Below are 18,003 nucleotides of genomic sequence, written 5' to 3' on the forward strand. Positions count from 1 at the left end.
CTGCCTAATCGCAGTTCAGCTTGGCGGCTGCGCGAGCTGGTCAAAGGGACCGCCATCATGTGATGGCCAGGCTCGGCGGCCGCTCAATCGTTCGCTGTGGGATTGGGAGACGGGTACGCCATTGGCGACGCCGGAGCCGCCTATTCCGCCGTCCGCACCGGCACCAGACATCCGCAAGGGTGAGATCGCTCCGGCAGCGCCCTCCACGCAACTGGCTGCATCAGACCACCAGGCCGCCATTGCAGCCTCTTACCGCGCTTGCGGCAAGGAGGCATGAGATGGTCGGGCACGATGAGCTGAAAGCCTATTTCGACAATGCGCGTCGATGGGAGCAGGATCTGTTGCTGGCGGCCCATCGCTCGCGCAGAACGGCATGGGTGATTGCCGCGGGCGCCTGCGCATTGGCGATCGCCTCGCTCAGTGCGGTCGCGGCACTGGCGCCGCTAAAGACGGTCGAGCCGTTCGTGATCCGGGTCGACAATGCCACCGGCATTGTGGACACCGTCTCCGCCCTCAGTTCGACGCCGGCGCGTTATGACGAAGCCGTCACCAAGTATTTTCTTGGACGCTACGTTCGGGCGCGTGAAGGTTACAGCTACCCCGAGGCAGAAGCCAATTTTCGGACGATTTCGCTGCTCTCGGGGCAGGGCGAACAGGCCCGCTTCGCGGCATGGTACCGCGGCTCCAATCCCGAAAGCCCCCAGGCCGTTCAGGGCCGTTTCGGGGTCGCCACAGTACGGATCAAGGCGATCTCGCTCCTGGCCGACAATGTGGCCTCTGTGCGTTTCATGAAGGAGAGCCGCAAGGGCGAGGAAACCCGCATCACCCACTGGATCTCCACCCTGACGTTTTCCTATGCCAACGCGCCAATGTCCTCCGCCGACCGTCTCATCAACCCCCTCGGCTTTCTGGTCTCGGAATATCGCGCCGATCCGGAGGTCGTGCCATGAAGTCTTTCGTTCTCTTGATGACCTTTGTCCTGGGATTCGCGGAGCCGGCTTTTGCGTTGCAACAGCCGTCACCCGGACAACATGATGCGCGCGTGCGAACCGTGACCTACGATCCAGCCAACGTGGTCCGGGTCAACGGCGTGATTCGGGCGTCAACCCAGGTGGTGTTTGCCGACGATGAGGAGGTCGCGCATGTCGCAATCGGCGACGCGATCGCATGGGAGGTCGCACCGGCGGGCTCAATCCTGTTCCTTAAACCCCGGGAGAAACATCCGCCAACCAATCTGCAGGTCGTCACCACGCGCCCTGATGGCCGCAAGCGCTCGTATCAGTTCGAGTTGTCGATCGCCGAGACGACTCTGGCGGACAGCTATTTCGTCGTCCGCTTCGCCTATCCCGGCGACGAGATCGAGCGTCGGCGTGCGGAGGCGGCCGCCCGTGGCGCGGAGCGGGAAGGCGCGCTGATCGACCAGACCTTTGACCTGCATCATGCCTATGGCGCCCGCAACTGGCGCTTTTCAGCACAGGGCTCGGTCGACCTCGAGCCCGAAGCCGTTTTCGACGACGGCAAGGAGACCACGTTCCGCTTTGCAGGCAACCGCGAAGTCCCCGCGATCTACCTGATCAACTCCGACGGCTCGGAGAGCCTGGTGCCCAAGGATGTCCGCGGCGAGCTCGTGGTGGTCCATGCCACGGCGCGGGAGTTTCGGCTGCGCAAAGGCGACACCGTGCTCTGCATTTTTAACGAAGCATTCGACGCGGTGGGAATTAATCCGGGCACCAACACCACAAGCCCGTCTATTGAGCGGCGGGCGAAGAAATCAGCACCAACTCCAAGGCCACGATAGGCGAGGGCGATATGACCGAACATGATGATGAGAAGATCGCCGGCGACCGTGCCATTACGCCTGTGGGAGGAGGGGACAATGCTCGCGCGACGATGCTCAAACGCGGCTTCGGCGCGCTGGCGCTCACCGCCTTTGCCGCTCTGATCATCTGGGGCACTTGGAAGGGCGAGAAGCCTGTCAGCGATTCCGCCCGAAAGCTGATAATCCGCCAGGCGGCAGCTTTCGAACCCATCCCGGAAGCGCCGGCCGCGCCTGTTACCACGGCCTCAGTTGGAGCCCCGCCGGTCTCAGCCACGCCAGCGGTCCCCGCGCCCGCCTCCGACCAGCTTCTGGAAAGTGCCCGGCGCGCACCGGTGCTGGCCTATAACAGGCCGAGTTCTGTAGGACGCGCGGCCCACGACGGCGTGACCGGAAGTGTCGTCACCGACCCCTATGGGTTCGGACGGGGCGAGCCGCGCAACGACCTCGCCGACAAGCTGAAGCCGACCCCGATCGAGGGCGTGCGCGCGGCGCGGCTCCCCAACCGCAATCTGCTGGTCACCCAGGGCACCTCGATCCCGTGCGTGCTGGAGACGGCGATGTCCTCGGACGTGGCCGGCTTCGTCTCCTGCGTCGTCGTGCGGGACGTGATGTCCGATTCCGGCAACGTGGTGCTGATGGAAAAAGGCACGCAAGTGGTTGGCGAGTATCGCGGCAATGTGCGGCGCGGATCAAAACGCCTGTTCGTGCTGTGGACCCGCGCCAAGACGCCGACCGGCGTCATTGCGGCATTGGCCTCGCCGGCCACGGACGCACTGGGTCGCGCCGGTTTTGACGGTGACATCGACACCCACTTCTTTGAACGGTTCGGCTCGGCGCTGTTGCTGTCCATCGTCAGCGACGCCTCCTCAATCGGGCGTCAGCAGCTGCAGGACAGCTCGATCCAGATCAACAACACCACGGGAGCCACCAACACTGCCGCCAGCATCGCCGTCGAGCAGTCGATCAACATTCCGCCCACTCTGAACAAGAATCAGGGCGAGCTCGTCAATATCTTTGTCGCGCGCGATGTTGATTTCTCCTCGGTCTATCGATTGCGGCGGGTCGAGACCCGCACGCAGATTTTGGACCGCACCGTCCCCGGGGGCCTCGTGGCCCCGGCGGTGGTGACAAAGTGAGTGCCGTACATTCCATCGAGCGCGATGGCAGCCGGCTCGTGCTAGCGCGCTATCTCGAGCCGTTGGCTCCATTTCTGCCGGACAAATCCTTGACCGAAATCGTCGTCAATCGCCCCGGCGAGGTCTTCGTGGAAGGTCCCGGCGGCTGGACCCGGCACGAAGCGCCAGCTCTGACGCATGCCTACCTATCACACCTGGCGACCGCGGCCGCCGGCCACACCCGTCAGGACATCGGCCCGGAGCATCCGGTGGTCTCGACCACCCTGATCGGCGACGAGCGCTGCCAGATCGTGGTGCCGCCGGCGGTGCCAACAGGAACGATCAGCCTCACCATCCGCAAGCCGTCGGCTTTGACAATGACACTGGACGCCTTTGACCAGGCAAAACTGTTCGATGAAGTCCGCGCCGCCAACAACGAACTCACTACCGACGAGCATCGGCTTCTGGCCCTGAAAGAGGCCGGTGCCTGGCGCGACTTCCTCCAGCTTGCCGTCTCAACGCGGCGCAATATCATCATTTCCGGCGCGACGGGTTCGGGAAAGACCACGCTATCCAAGGCGTTGATCTCGGCGATCCCGGCACATGAGCGGCTCATCACCATCGAGGACACCGCCGAGCTTGTTGTCCCTCATCAGAATTGCGTGCGGCTGCTCTACGCCAAGGACGGGCAGGGTCTTGCCAAAATTGGCCCGCGCGAACTTCTGGAGTCCTGCCTGCGGATGCGGCCGGATCGCATTCTGCTGCAGGAGCTGCGCGACGGGACGGCGTTCTTCTATCTGAGGAATGTGAACTCGGGCCACCCCGGATCGATCACAACGGTTCATGCCGACAGCGCCAGGCTCGCCTTTGAGCAGCTGACGTTGCTTGTCAAGGAAAGCGCGGAAGGGCGCGACCTGCATCGCGACGACATCCGCTCACTGCTGCTGCTTCTCGTCGACGTCGTCATCCAGATGCAGAAGCGGGACGGCCGCTACCGCATTTCGGAGATTTATTATGACCCCGTTCGCAAACGCGACCAGAACAATTAGGGCCGCGCAGGGCCTGGCAGTCGCGCTCGCGGGCTGCGCGCTGTTCCTGCTGGTCGCCTCGAACGTTCTGCTGCTGGGGCTCCGGCTTCACGATGGAGGACTGCATTGGTCGGAGATAGCGACGGGCTGGCCGCGTTACGGCGCTGACACACGTTTCGACCGCTGGCTGACTCTGTCGACTCTCACCGGGGTGGTTGTGGTCTTTGGCCTGCTCGGCGCACTCTTCCGGCACCGTCCTCTCCCGCTTTACGGCAGCGCGCGTTTCGCGTCCGAGCGAGAGATCAAGGCCGCTGGCCTGCGATCCAAGGAAGGCGTGCTACTCGGCCGTAAGGACGGTGCACTGCTCTGCTTCGGCGGGTCGGAACACGTCCTGGTCTACGCTCCGACCAGGGCGGGGAAGGGTGTCGGCTATGTCATTCCAAACCTATTGAATTGGCCAGATTCGGTGGTCGTTCTCGATGTAAAGAAGGAAAACTGGGATCGGTCTGCGGGATTTCGCGCAGCTCACGGGCAGGAGGTCTACTTGTTCGATCCGCTCGAGGAGAACGGTCGCACCGCGCGCTACAATCCGCTTGGTTATGTGCGCGGCGATCCCGCGGATCTCTATGACGATCTGCAACGCATCGCGGTGATGCTGTTTCCGGCCGAAAGCCGAGGCGATCCGTTCTGGTTCGAGGCGGCCCGCTCGGCCTTTGTGGCGATCGGCGGCTATGTCGCGGAAACGCCGGGCTTGCCATTGACGATCGGAGAAATCCTGCACCAGCTGTCCGCTGCCCCCGACCTCAAGACACATTTCGACAAAATTGTCGCCGCGCGCAAGTCCGGCCCTTCGCCACTGTCGCGGAATTGCATCACGGCCTTGAACGACTTCCTCGCGGCTTCTGAAAACACCATGAACTCCGTGCGCAAGACCGTCACGGCGAGGCTCGGGCTTTGGCTCAACCCGCGCATCGATGCCGCCACATCGACCAACGATTTCGATCTGCGGCAGCTGCGGCAAAAACCGATGTCGATCTATCTCGGCGTGACCCCTGACAATCTCGACCGCATGGCGCCGCTTCTGAACTTGTTCTTTCAGCAGGTGGTCGATCTCAATACCCGCGAGCTGCCGGAACAAAATCCCAAACTCAATCGCAAGGTGCTGCTGCTGCTCGATGAATTTCCGGCGCTGGGCAATGTCAACGTACTCGCGAAATCCGTCGCGTTCATCGCCGGTTACGGCATCCGCCTCCTGACCGTGGTCCAGAGTCCGGCCCAGCTGCGCTCGATTTACGGGGTCGACGCTGCCCGCAATTTCATGACCAACCATGCCGTCGAGGTGGTGTTCGCGCCGAAAGAACAGGACGTAGCAAATGAGCTTTCCGAACGCATCGGATACGACACCGTGAAAGCGCGGAGCCGCAGCGGGCCAAAAGGGCTCGCGATGCGCTCGACCAGCGAGACGGTCTCTGAACAACGGCGCGCCCTGATGCTGCCGCAGGAGCTGAAGCTTCTTCCAAGATCCAAGGCCTTCATCCTCGGCACAGGCCTTCCCCCGGTCGTCGCCGACAAGATCGTCTATTACGAAGACAAGGCGTTCCTCACACGCCTGCTACCCGCACCGGTCCAGCAGCTGCCGGGCGGCCGCTCGACCGCGCTGCTTGACGCCGAGATCAAGGAGCTGCGCTCCGAGGTTGCGGAGCTACGCGCGGTATTTCGGTCCCGCCCGTTGACTGACGAAGAGGTAGCCGACCCCTCCACAATTCCAACCAATGCCAGCTTTGATTTCGGGGACGTGGACGTCGACCTCGAAGGACTCTCTGAGGACGACCTGAAAGCCTGGGTCCAGAACTACATCGACGCCCAAGCCGTCCCGCCGGCGCGACGGTCCAGCCGCAAGCAGAACGGACGACAGCATGAACGACACGCGTGACCACAGCGGGGATTTCAGCCTGGAGCGGCAACGTCGCGCGGGGCGCGCTTTCACCCGAGGCAAGGGGGACGCCGAGTCCACAGCAACAGCCCCCAACACGCCTTCATCCGCGGAGGTCACGGAAGTTGCGTTTCCGGACCGCATCCGTCGGAGATATTACGTGGTGGCCAGTGAACCCCAAAAGGATGGATCCGACCGCGAAGCCCGGCTCTATGCCGATGAGCGGAAAGAGTACCTCGCGTTCAAGGCCACTGACGATCGCCTGGTCACCCGCATAGCTGCCGCAGAAGTGATCCGGGACATGGTCAGCGTGGCACAATATCGCCACTGGGAGGCACTTCACGTCCGTGGTTCTGTCGAGTTCCGACGCGAGGCCTGGCTCGAGGCTGGCGCGCGCGGGATGGATGTCAAAGGCTATCAGCCAAGCGAGCCTGATCGCCAGGCGCTCGCTGACCGGCGAGTCGCATGGGATCGAGCCCGGGCCCGGGCCAACGATGCAGAGGCTCGCTCCGCCTCCGACAGGCCGCTGCAGGCGGATAGGCTCGATTACGACAAGGGCGTTTCCGGACGTCTTATGGAGGTCGGCTATGGCCCCTACCGCAACCGCGCCGACGCCGAGCCATCAACCTATGTAGCCATTGAACTGGATGATGGCCGGCGACATCAGGTGTGGGGCGTCGGGCTTGAAACGGACGTCGCAAATAGCGGCGGCAGGCCTGGCGACCGCATCTCTTTGCGCAGGGATGGCGTCGAACCCGTCATCAGGGCAATCAAATCCATAGACGCCGCCACAGGACTCGCTAGCATTGAGCGGCGGCAGATGTGGCGCAACAGGTGGAGTGTGACGGTGGAGGCACGCCGTGCAGACCGACCGGCGGCCGCGCATGATTCCGACCTGCTCGCTGCCCAATCCCAGATCGCCGTCATCAACAAGCTTGTCGAACGCGCTCTGCCGAACGATGAGAATGCTCGCCAGAACATTATGGCTTTCGCCAGGGAGCGCATCGCCCAGCATCTTGAGAACGGGCATTCGTTTTCGCGGGCAGCAGTCATGGAACCGGTTCGAGATCGTCATCCATCGGAACGAGATAAGGAGATCCGAATAGCTCAGACTGGTGAACGCGCGACAGTGCGTGAGCGTCAGCGCTGAATGCACGAGGTCCATCAATGGGCCGCATTGGGCTTTTGGGAAAGTAACCCCGCCCGAAGACAATCCAAAAATCAGCGTGTTTCTGATTTACCATGCTGGCTGGATTGGACGCCAGCATGGCCAGCATGGATAGGCAAGCCTTATTCTCTGGATCTCCGTGCGTGTCGTGGCCGCCATCGAGCGCGGGATGTCGCGCAATCGTGCCGCCAAGCAGTTTGGGGTGGCGATCAGTACTGCCATCGGCTGGATGCAGCGGGTCGAGGAGAGCGGCAGCGTTGAGCCTGGCCAGATGGGCGGTCACAAGCCGAAGGCGGTTTCGGGAGACCACGCAGTCTGGCTGTCGCAGCGGATCAGGGACGGCGATTTCACCAAACGCAGTCTCTTGCCGAGCTTGCCGGTCGCGACCTGAAGATCGACTATCGGTGTGGGACTTCGTGCATGCCGAGAAGCTCAGCTTCAAAAAAGCGTGGCGGCTGGCGAACGCGATCGCCCCTCGGCCTGGACACGGTGGGGCGTGCCCCACCGCCGATCCCCGACGCGCTGTCGTTCGCGCTTTATTGCAACGCGCTGCTGAGTATATGCGCCCCGGAGGCAGACCAGATGAATACCAACCCACCCGTTCAGCTCACCGCGAATTTCTCCATTTCCACTCGCGAGCAGTCGCCGCACCCGGCGCAGGGGCTATTTTCGTACAAGTGCGTTAGCATTGCTGGCCGGCAGCGAAAACGCTCGCTTGGCCTGCTCAGCGATTTTGTCACCAATGAACTGCCGCACCGCATTGCGGAGATTAGATGCAGTGAACAACCAAACGACGCGGTCAGGACCCTTGGCCGCCCGCGTTGAAGGCCGGGGATTGGGCGAAGGCGCTTTCGGCCGTCGAAGAGGCTGTCGCCGTGATGCCGGACGACCTCCATTTCCGCATGCTCCATGCGGATCTGTTGCTTCATAAACTGCGCGGCTTGCAGTCCGGCTTGCCGGCCCTGCGGCAATTTGTTCGGGACGCGATCGACAAAAATCCGAGCTATGGATGGAAGGGGCGCTGCGCCAACTCTTCAGTTCGGCGAATGATAACTCCCACTTCCCGCCTGCCGAGCGCCTTGGGATGGGCAAGGATGTTGTCCGAACTGCTCGGCCCTTATAGCACGACAACCGGTGAGCAACCAGCCGAGCGAGATATGTCGTTTTGGCGTTATCTTTGTCGATTTGTCGCGGTCGCAACACGATCATTCAGAGTCTGCCACCACGCGCTCAGCCAAGTCACTGAACAAAATGGAGAGCGGCTTTTGGAGTTCATCCTGTGCAACTGGCACGAACATTGAAGACGTCATTTCGTGACGGCAGCGGCCGCTGACCGTCCTCACGGAAAAGGAGTCAAGAAATGAAAGGCGACATGTCCGACTATGATGTAACTGAACTGACTCTCGAAGAAGCATGTTCAACGTCGGGAGGCGACAAATGTATCATTTTTAAGCCCCCGGGTGGCGGAACCATTGATGCCAATCCCCTGCCCCCCGCCGGGGATAGAGGGTTGATGTAAACTGACTACAAGCCTGCCAGAGACGCGATCATAAATCGCGTTCGCTGGCAGGCTTATTCTTATGCCCTCGTAACATGAGAACTCCATCGGGAACAACCGTTCGGATGCGTCGTAGAGGCCAGATTCGCGCGAAGGCCGATCTTGCTCGCGACCTCAAGATGACTAATCTCGACCGGCGGCGGAGGCCGAAGCCCGTGAATCGGCATCGCTGACGGTGCTTACCATCTGGAAAGAGGGGAGCCATGAAGCCTGAGATGTGGCTGAATTAACAGTTGAAGAAGCATCTGAACCTTCCGGAGGGAGTAGTTGTCGCAACTGCACTCGCGGCTATGGCTGCGTGGCAGCTGTCATCCGCCGCACTTGCATCTGAAGCGAGTTAGATGCGCAACCGCCTGACGTCGCATGGTGCAGACTGGCAGTTTCGCTACCAAATTAACGATTGCAAACCTTGTGACATAATCGAACAATGACCAATATCTTACTTCCTCCTGAAATTGTGAGCTACACGGCCGAAAGCATCCTCTCCCGGCAATCAGGACGATCTTTTCTCATTTACAAGATCATTGTGCTTTCTGTGGTCGCCGCATTGGTGGCGTTGCCACTCATTACCGTAACGGTCTCTGTTCAAAGCGCCGGCACCATTCGTCCCACCATCGAGAAGACTCCCCTGATCGCGCCCGTCTCAGGGCGCATTTCGCGTATCCTTGCCGTTGAGAACGATGTGGTTGCCCTGGGGCAAGAGATCCTCACCCTCGATGCCGTGGTGGTTGAGGAGAAGCTCAGAGCAGTTACAGGCGAAATTCGCGCCAAGGGCGATCTAGCCCGTGACCTTGAGACCCTAATCTCCTCCGGAACAGAAGCCAAGGACCCGATCCAGCTGCTGACCGAGTCCGCCACGGCCGAGCGGCTGCATTTTCTGAACCTGCTGCGGGAGAATGAATATGCCCGCAGTAACGCCGCGGCAGAACTCGAGCGCGCCAAGCGGCTGCTCTCCGTTGCTGCAGCGCCCGCAAAGGCGGTCGACGAACGGGCTTTCGCTCTCCAGAGCATTGAGGTCAAAGGCGAGATCCTCGCCCGGCGCAAAGCCGCCGAGTGGAACCAACAGCTCTTCGACACGAATCTGCGCTTGAAGGAACTCACTGCCAGCTTGCATCAGCTCGAGAACGAACGAGATCTGACCCGGATTCGAGCTCCCGTGTCCGGTGCTCTAGAGCAATTCTCCGGCCTCACCCCTGGTGGCTACGTCCAGGCGGGGCAAACTGTCGCTCGCGTCTCGCCGGATGGCGAACTGGTGGCGGAGATCTACGTCTCCCCCAACGACATTGGCTTCGTGCGAACCGGCCAGTCAGTGCGGCTCCAGGTGGATGCCTTCAACTACAATCAATGGGGCGTTCTAGAGGCGACAGTGCTCAACGTGGCCCAGGACTTCACCCTCCACGATAAAAGCCCGATCTTTAAGGTCCGCTGCGCGCTCTCTGCCAGTCATCTCACGCTCAAGAACGGAGTCATCGGTCAGTTGAAAAAAGGCATGACCGTGCGAGCCCGCTTCCTCGTGGCCGACCGCAGCCTCCTTCAACTCTTCTACAATGAGGTCGACGATTGGCTCAATCCGCTCCTTGCAGGCGGTTAATTCTTCCTCTTCAGAAACAGTGAGCGTCAATGTCGAGTAACGTCATCAAGTACAAACAGCGCGACGCCACGGATTGCGGAGCCGCCAGTCTTGCTTCCGTCGCAGCTTTCTATGGCTACAAGCTGCCATTGTCACGCATCCGCCAGTATGCGTCGACCGGCCGCTCCGGCACCACGGTGTCGGGCCTCATGCAGGCGGCTCAACAGCTAGGCTTCATCGCCAAAGGGGTGAAGGGTGGGTTCGACAGCCTTTACAAGATTCCCAAGCCCGCCATCGCGCATTTAGTCGTTAAGGAGGTCCTACACCACTTCGTCGTCATACAGGCGATCGACCGCCGGTCGATCATCGTCATGGACCCGGCCTATGGCGAAATCCGCAAGTTGTCGCACCAGGAATTTAAGATGCAATGGACTGGCGTCTTAGTGCTTTTGGTTCCGGCAGACATATTCCAGCGCCGCGACGAAACAACCTCATCCTTCGTCCGCTTCGCCCGTCTGCTTGCGCCACATAGGGAGCTGATGGCGCAGGCTCTCATCGGGTCACTGGTGACGACGATCCTTGGCCTCTCAACGGCTATCTACGTCCAGAAGATCGTCGATCATGTGATCGCAGCGGGCAACCACAACCTACTCAACCTGATGAGTGTCGCCATGCTGCTGATCCTGCTGCCGCAGACTCTGATCAATCTCCTCAGAAATCGGCTCCTCCTGCAAACGGGACAGAAGATCGATGTCTGCTTGATCCTCGGCTATTACAATCACGTCCTGAGCCTGCCTCAGAAGTTTTTCGACAGCATGCGTATAGGTGAAATCGTCTCCCGTATGAACGACGCAATGAAGATCAGAAGCTTCCTGAACGAAGTCTCGATCACCATGGTGGTTAACGTGCTCGTGATACTGTTCTCGTTCGGGCTGATGTTCGTCTACTCGTGGAAGATCGCCTTGGTCGTGGCGACCTCTATCCCACTATACTTATTGGCCTATTGGACCATCAATTGGCTGAATAGGAAGCGCCAGCGCACCATTATGGAAAATGCCGCCGATCTGGAAGCGCAATTAGTTGAATCACTAGGAGCGGTCTCCACGATCAAGACATTCGGTATAGAGAGCCTGGCCAATCTTAAGATGGAGACCCGCTTCATCAAGATGCTACACTCCGTCTATAGCGCCGGCCTTATCTCGGTCTTCGGAGACAATGCCTCAACCCTCCTCTCAAACCTATTCACCGTCGTGCTGATGTGGTTCGGTACGACGCTTGTCCTCGATCAGAGCGTCACGCCCGGCGAACTACTGTCCTGCTATACGCTGCTTGGCTATATTACCCGGCCGGTTGCCAGCCTGATCCAAACCAATCGGATCGCTCAGGATGCGTTTATCGCCGCGGATCGCCTGTTCGAGATCTTCGACCTGGAGCCGGCAAGCGGTGGCAGCATCGATGCCACCAAGTCCGAACTTGGCGATATCTGCCTGGAGAACGTCACGTTTCGCCATGGCGCGCAGCCTGAGCTTTTCCAGCATCTCAGCATCACCTTCCGCCGAGGCGAGATGACGGCCGTGGTGGGGAAAAGCGGCTCAGGCAAGAGCTCCCTTGCAGCGCTGGTGCAGAATCTCTATCCGCTTGAGCGTGGATGTATCCGGATCGGCCCGCATGACCTCCAGGACCTCTCGACTGAATCCCTGCGTAAAGTTGTCGCTGCGGTACCGCAGTCGGTCGACGTGTTCTCCGGCTCGGTGATCGATAACATCGCCCTTGGTGAGTTCGAGCCGGACATCGAGAAGATCGTGAAGATCTGCGATCAAATAGGGCTGCGGTCGGTGGTCGACCGCTGGCCCGGTGGCTTCCAGGCCTATCTGGGCGAGAACGGCGTACGCCTGTCCGGCGGCGAGAAGCAGCGTCTAGCCCTGGCTCGCGCCCTGTACCGGGACCCGGAAATCCTGATCCTCGATGAGGCGACCTCCTCTCTCGATTCGGTCGCCGAGGCGCTTGTCGTAGGGGTGGTTGAGGAATTGCGTCGGGCCGGTAAGATCATCATCGCCATCTCTCATCGACTGAGCACCATTTGCGAGGCCGACAAGATCGTGGTCCTAGACAATGGACGGGTTGTTGCGGAAGGAAGGCATCCTGATCTGCTGGCAGCTGAAGGTGCTTACGCTCGCTTGTGGCGGGCACAACTTGGAACCGGCTAACATTTCTACTGTTATTGCTGTGTGCATCTGAGCAACACTGGTCGGGATCATCACCTTGAGCCGCTTGCCGCACACCCGATCCGACGCCTCCCACAGCGCCGTCAGCGCGTCCTTGATCGTCGCGCCATATCTGCGTCTTCGCTTTCTTGTTGTCTCGAGCTTGCCCGATCCTACCGTCTCGCGTCGCCGGAGCGCGCGCACCGCATGCTTGCGATGCCAGCCCGTCGTCGCGCACAGCTCGTCGAGGATCCGTCCCTTCTCCCCTCGTTTGGCCGACCGGTAACGCTCCGTTGCTGCCGACACCACCCTCTCAGCATTCGCCAACCGGCGAAGGGAAACTCCACCGCCCTTGTAGCGGACGTACATCTTATGACCACATCGTGCGCACCAGGCGATGCCGTGGAGCAGGAGCTCGCCATTGCTAGAGCATTTTCGGTTCTGATTGAATCAGAACCGAAGCTCTAGATTCTTGTTTTGACGCGTTTTCTTCACGCGAACCGGTATCCACTTCGCTCGAAAATGCTCTAGGCGCGACGCAGGACTTGGGTTGTCGATCTGGATCGCGACGCAGCCGATCGATTTCCGTCGGGGGATGGACCGCCACCATCGATCGCCTGCTCGTCGATGTGAAGATCGCGGCAGCGGCGTTCAGGCGGCGCCGTGCCGGATTCTATTCGGCAATCAGGCGCGAGGTCCCGATCCGCACGTTCGCTGACTGGAACAGCCCGGTGCCCGGCTTCGGCGAGGTCGACATGGTCGCCCATGGCGGCACGTCGGTGGCTGGCTCGTTCATCCAGACCCTCACGATGGTCGATGTCGCCACCGGCTGGACGGAGTGCCTGCCGTTGCTGACGCGGGAAGGTTCGCTCGTCGTCGAGGCGATCAACCGCGCACAGAGCCTATTCCCCTGGCTGTTGCGCGGCGTGGACTTCGACAACGACAGCGCCTTCATGAACGATGTCGTCGTGCCATGGTGTCGCGAACAGAAGCTCGAAGTAACTCGCTCGCGCGCCTACAAGAAGAATGATCAGGCGTTTGTCGAGCAGAAGAGTGGTGCCGTCGTCCGCCGCCTCATGGGCTATGGCCGCTTCGATGGCGTCGAGACGGCGCGTATGATGGGCCACATCAACTTCTTCCAACCGTCGTTCAAGCTGAAGGAGAAGCGTCGCGAAGGAGCTAAAGTGATCAAGCGCTATCATCTCCCATCGACGCCCTAAGAGCGTGCCTTAGCGCATCCCAAGGTGACCGCGGCCGTGAAGAAACGGCTACGCGATCAGTATCGCTCGCTCGATCCGGTCGCGCTGTTGGCAGCGATTCGCGCGATCCAAGAGGAACTAGGCAATCGCGTCGATCATCGTGCCGGACAGGCGCGCGGCCCGCAACCCGCTCACACTAGCATCCTGCCAGCGACCGCAGCGACGTTCGCGAAGACGCTCGGCTCGGCAAGAGCGTGACGGTCGGCGAGCCGCGTGCTACACACCGGCGAACTCGTCGACCCTATAAGACCAGAGTTCGCATGCCGTCCAAGCTCGACCCGCATATTGCCGCGATCGAAGCGTGGCTCGCAGAGCAGCCGCAGCTGACGGCACTCGCAATTGTCGGCCGGCTGAGCGAGAAACACCCCGAGGAGTTCGGAAAGAGACAGCATTCGATTGTGCAACGTCTGCTGAGGGCGCTCAGACGAAGGGCTGCCGAACGGTTGGTCGCCCAGGGCCCGCTCGACGACGCCACAACCGCTGCCCCATGGCCCGGGCTATGTAGGGCCCCGACCCGCCCACAGCCCCTCTCGTCGAGCAAGCCGGAAAAGCCACTTAGCGCGGCCAATCCTTCAAGGTCGTATCGACCAGTACGATGGCGCCATGAGGGTAACATTCGCTAATGCGGCAATACGCGAGCCAAAATTGGACACGATGACGTAATTGCGGTCGGCGCCCGCGGCTCGAAAGGTCCGCTATCTTCAAGCCTTCCCGCAATCTCGCGAATCGGAGGGGGCTATGAAGCAATATGTTGGGCTGGATGTCTCGCAAAGAGAAACGTCAGTATGTGTGGTCGACGAAGTGGGTCAGGTCTTGTTCGAGGGAAAGGCCAAGTCCGACCCGGGGGCGCTCACGGCACTGCTTCGCAAGCGGGCGCCACAGGCGGAGCGCATCGGATTTGAGACCGGGGCGATGGCGAGTTGGCTATGGCATGAACTTCGTAGGGTTGATCTTCCGGTGGTCTGCATCGACGCGCGGCATGCCCACGCGGCTTTGTCCGTACGCATGAACAAGAGCGATCGGAATGATGCTCGAGGTCTGGCCGAATTGGTGCGGGTTGGCTGGTATCGAGAAGTCAAAGTCAAGAGTGAGGAAAGTCAGAAGATCCGCGCGATACTCATCGCGAGATCTCGGCTCGTGGCCATTCGTCGAGATATCGAGAACCAGGTCCGCAGTCTAATCAAAGAATACGGCTTGCTCTTCCCACGCGCGATCGGACTGAAGTTTCGCAATCAGGTCTGCGAGCTATTGGGCGAAGATCATCAACTCCTCGGTGTGATCGCGCCGCTTCTGTCGATCCATGAGCAGATCTGCAAGCAGCAAAGCAAGTTCGACGACGAGGTCCGCCAGTTGGCGAAGTCGGATGAGACGACGCGCCGCCTGATGACGGTTCCTGGTGTCGGCGTGGTGACCGCCTTGGCCTTCCGCCATACGATCGACGACCCATCGCGCTTCCGATCGGCATCAAGCGTCGGCGCCTATCTGGGTCTTACGCCCCGACGAAACCAGTCTGGTGAAACTGACATCAACGGCAAGGTATCACGATGGGGCGACCGTCTTCTCCGAGCGTACCTGTACGAGGCGGCGACCGTCCTGCTTTATCGAACGAAGAAATGGTCCTCTCTCAAGGCTTGGGGCATGAAGCTCGCCAATCGGATTGGCGTGCGAAAGGCAAAGGTCGCCATCGCGCGCAAAATCGCCATCGTTCTTCACTGTATCTGGGTCGACGGCACATCGTTCGACTGGGGCCAGGCGAAGGAAGCCTGATCCGATCTTGTAAAGTTCCTGGTCCGGGCTGCCGGACATGGCGATGTCCCGCTGGGACGGTGTTGTGGCGACCTCGGTCAATCGGCTGGTGGCGGCTCGCACTCCGCTGCAAACGTTGAGGCGCCCGACCCGGACATCATCATGAGGCGCTGCGCGACCTCGGAAAGGACCGTGACCCCAGCGAAGACATCAACCAGCCCCGGCGATCCAATGCCTGGCCGGCAAAGCACGTATCAGCCGCGCCCGCGCCGTCTCCGCAACCCGGACCAGCTCCGACGGCGCGAGCACTACCTCCGTGCCGTGGGCGAGTTCAGAAATGTAAGCTTGACAACAAACCGCAATTAAAGGACGCCGATTGACAAAGCGAACGTCCTTCTGTCGTTCCCGCGTGGATAAGAGGGACCGGCTTACCGTCATCAACGCCGTTTGAGGCAATGCGGTTTTGGCAACGATTTCGCCTGTAAGCGTCCCGAGCTTATCCTCAACGTGGACCGCCCCCTATATATCCACCTATTGCGGCAGCTGCCATCCCAACAACGCCGACAATTGCAAACACAACCCCCCAAAGCACGCCTCCCGAAGTAGCAGATGCTTCCTCAGGAGTTAGTTCCGTTAGACCCAAGGCTGAGATATCGGCCTTCATTGCTGTGTCCTTTCCAAATCTTAGGATGAGTGAGCGATGCTGGCAAGAAAATCAAGAATCGTGCCAACTGCATAGGAACAGCCCAGAAAAGCGTTCTGCTATCTATTCAACGGCTTAACTGAGTGCGGCGGCACGCCGGCCGAACATCACCGTGTCACGGACGCGACAAAACGCCCTTACTAACCTACTCCGAGGCCCTCCGGCACGTGCAGGCTCAAGAGGCCAAGGGCAACATGGTGGCCTGGGTCATCGATCGCGCCGGAGCAGGCGCCACCAAATAGGAATGGTGATCAGTAAGCGCGATTTTCTTCGCACGCCGGCGGTTTTGATGGATTGCCCTGGTATCGGGCGATACCGAGCCGTTCAGGCAGTGGCGGCTTTGTGGAAGTTGAAGGGCAGCAGGTCTGTAATATCGGCGTCGCCGGCGCGCTGAGGCAATTCGGTGAGGACGTGGCGCAACCACGCTAACGGCTCGACACGTGAGGCGCGGCAGGTCAGCATCAGGCTATAGACGACGGCACTGGCCTTGGCTCCGTCCACGGTATCGCTGAACAACCAACTCTTCCTGCCAGTTGCAAAAACCCTGATGTCGCGCTCCAGAAGATTGTTGTCAATCGGCATGCTGCCGTCCCCGGTGTAGCGCGTCAGATATTCCCATTGGTTTCGGGTGTAGGATACGGCGTCGCCGAGCTTGCTGTCAGGCAAGACCTTCGGGGCCATGTCATCGAGCCATACTTTGAGAGCATTGAGGATGGGGACACTATGTTGCTGGCGGAAGCGGCGAATGCAGTAGGCCTGTGTTTCACCCTTCTCCGGTATTCCGTCCCACGCCCGCCTTTCAACCCGGTAGAGCTGTTCAAAGAACCGCAGCGCTTGCTCGGGCGGACCGCCGCCCTTCTTCCTGGCTTTGAGGGCATCGACAAAGCGCCGCCGGGAGTGGGCCATGCATCCAATGTGGGTGGCCCCTTCCAGCGTGCGCCATGCGGTATAGCCGTCACTCATTACAATGCCACGGTAATCGCCGAGGAAGGCTTGCGGGTGGATTTGGCCGCGGCCCGGCTGATAATCCAGAAGAACGATCGGCTCGTGGCTGCCCTTGCCGCTGCGATAAGCCCACATGTACGATGTGCTGGTGGCCCGTTTGTCCTTCTCCTTGAGGACCTGAACCGTTGTCTCGTCGCCATGGATGAGAGGTTGTGATCTGAGCCGCAGCTTCAGGGCGTCGTAGATGCGATGCAGATGCTTCTCGCTCGAGCCAATCACCCAGTGGCCCAAAGCGCCGCGGCTGACAGGAACACCTGCACGTTCGAAGGCCTGCGCCAGGCGGTAGAGCGGCGTGCCATCGACATATTTGTGAACCAGCGCGAACGCCAGCGTCGAGGGCGTGGCAACGCTGCCCGGCAATGGTTGCGGCGGCATCGGCGCGGTCACGACAGGGGCGTGGATCCCGGTGCGATCGCAATGGCGGCACGCATATTTGAAGCGCACATTCTGTAAAACCTTCGCCTTCACCTCGATATGAAGTTGCTCGGTGACAGCCTCGCCCATGCGATGCATCTGGCCACGGCAGCAAGGACACGCCTTCTGATCGTCGGACAGGTCATACTCGACGCGCTCACGAGGTAGGTTCCCCGGCAGCGGCTTGCGGCCGCGCTTCTTTCCCATTGTGTTTTCGACGGGTGGCAAGCCCGTGTCCGGAAGTTCGGCGATATTGTTCGTTTCACTGCCGGCGTCCTCCTCATCGGAGGCCTGCTCGGCTTCATTGAAGAGACGATCAACATGCTTTTCGCTGCGCGGCGCAAAACGATGCAGGCGTGCCAGCGCCAGTTCTTCCTCGAGCTTGGCGACGCGGTCGGCGAGTTGATGGTTCTCCGCCTGCAGCGCAGCAATGCGTGCCAACAGCACTTCAACACTCGGATCGCCGGTTCGATTCATCGAA

13 protein-coding genes and 1 pseudogene are annotated in these 18,003 nt (G+C 60.5%); 13 read left to right on the forward strand and 1 reads right to left on the reverse strand.

Features of this window, described 5'->3' with window-relative positions; translation table 11 throughout:
- The first annotated feature begins 278 nt into the window (after window positions 1-278).
- The 13 genes and pseudogenes from HAP47_RS40975 to HAP47_RS41035 all read left to right on the forward strand — a co-directional run bounded on the left by HAP47_RS40975 (window position 279) and on the right by HAP47_RS41035 (window position 15,421).
- On the forward strand, window positions 279-950 hold the full coding sequence (locus tag HAP47_RS40975; protein ID WP_166217509.1) for a virB8 family protein: 672 nt from the start codon (window positions 279-281) through the stop codon (window positions 948-950).
- A complete protein-coding gene (gene virB9 / locus HAP47_RS40980) occupies window positions 947-1,798 on the forward strand; it encodes a P-type conjugative transfer protein VirB9 (RefSeq protein WP_176396328.1) in 852 nt (283 codons plus the stop codon). The genes HAP47_RS40975 and virB9 overlap by 4 nt, the downstream gene beginning before the upstream one ends.
- 11 nt (window positions 1,799-1,809) lie before the next feature.
- A complete protein-coding gene (virB10, locus tag HAP47_RS40985; RefSeq protein ID WP_176396327.1) occupies window positions 1,810-2,955 on the forward strand; it encodes a type IV secretion system protein VirB10 in 1,146 nt (381 codons plus the stop codon).
- Complete coding sequence (gene virB11, locus HAP47_RS40990) at window positions 2,952-3,983, forward strand: P-type DNA transfer ATPase VirB11 (protein WP_176396326.1); 1,032 nt, start codon at window positions 2,952-2,954, stop codon at window positions 3,981-3,983. The genes virB10 and virB11 overlap by 4 nt, the downstream gene beginning before the upstream one ends.
- Window positions 3,949-5,895 (forward strand): type IV secretory system conjugative DNA transfer family protein, encoded by a 1,947-nt coding sequence (locus tag HAP47_RS40995; protein WP_166217499.1) that lies wholly within the window; start codon window positions 3,949-3,951, stop codon window positions 5,893-5,895. Before virB11 ends, HAP47_RS40995 begins: the two co-directional genes overlap by 35 nt.
- Window positions 5,879-7,045: an LPD7 domain-containing protein gene (locus HAP47_RS41000; RefSeq protein ID WP_176396325.1), complete on the forward strand. Its 1,167-nt coding sequence runs from the start codon at window positions 5,879-5,881 to the stop codon at window positions 7,043-7,045. Before HAP47_RS40995 ends, HAP47_RS41000 begins: the two co-directional genes overlap by 17 nt.
- A 129-nt stretch (window positions 7,046-7,174) precedes the next feature.
- Window positions 7,175-7,538, forward strand: a pseudogene (locus HAP47_RS41005) (IS630 transposase-related protein); the annotation flags it as partial.
- A gap of 107 nt (window positions 7,539-7,645) precedes the next feature.
- Complete coding sequence (locus HAP47_RS41925; protein ID WP_371821855.1) at window positions 7,646-7,888, forward strand: hypothetical protein; 243 nt, start codon at window positions 7,646-7,648, stop codon at window positions 7,886-7,888.
- A complete protein-coding gene (locus HAP47_RS41015) occupies window positions 7,885-8,364 on the forward strand; it encodes a hypothetical protein (protein ID WP_173644002.1) in 480 nt (159 codons plus the stop codon). Before HAP47_RS41925 ends, HAP47_RS41015 begins: the two co-directional genes overlap by 4 nt.
- Window positions 8,365-9,048: 684 nt before the next feature.
- A complete protein-coding gene (locus HAP47_RS41020; RefSeq protein WP_166217175.1) occupies window positions 9,049-10,212 on the forward strand; it encodes an HlyD family secretion protein in 1,164 nt (387 codons plus the stop codon).
- 29 nt (window positions 10,213-10,241) lie between these two features.
- The gene (locus HAP47_RS41025) at window positions 10,242-12,398 is read left to right on the forward strand and encodes a peptidase domain-containing ABC transporter (RefSeq protein ID WP_176396324.1); all 2,157 of its coding nucleotides are present in this window, start codon (window positions 10,242-10,244) and stop codon (window positions 12,396-12,398) included.
- A 728-nt stretch (window positions 12,399-13,126) separates the two neighbouring features.
- Complete coding sequence (locus tag HAP47_RS41030) at window positions 13,127-13,615, forward strand: integrase catalytic domain-containing protein (protein ID WP_208073973.1); 489 nt, start codon at window positions 13,127-13,129, stop codon at window positions 13,613-13,615.
- Window positions 13,616-14,392: 777 nt separating this feature from the next.
- Window positions 14,393-15,421 carry an IS110 family transposase gene (locus tag HAP47_RS41035; protein WP_176396322.1) on the forward strand — a complete coding sequence of 343 codons (1,029 nt, stop codon included), beginning with the start codon at window positions 14,393-14,395 and terminating at the stop codon, window positions 15,419-15,421.
- Between the two features lie 1,006 nt (window positions 15,422-16,427).
- Here HAP47_RS41035 and tnpC read toward each other — a convergent pair.
- Complete coding sequence (gene tnpC, locus HAP47_RS41040; RefSeq protein WP_166213725.1) at window positions 16,428-17,999, reverse strand: IS66 family transposase; 1,572 nt, start codon at window positions 17,997-17,999, stop codon at window positions 16,428-16,430.
- Window positions 18,000-18,003 lie beyond the last annotated feature (4 nt).

The organism is Bradyrhizobium sp. 41S5, from assembly GCF_011516665.3.
In the GTDB taxonomy this organism is placed as follows: Bacteria; Pseudomonadota; Alphaproteobacteria; order Rhizobiales; family Xanthobacteraceae; genus Bradyrhizobium; species Bradyrhizobium quebecense.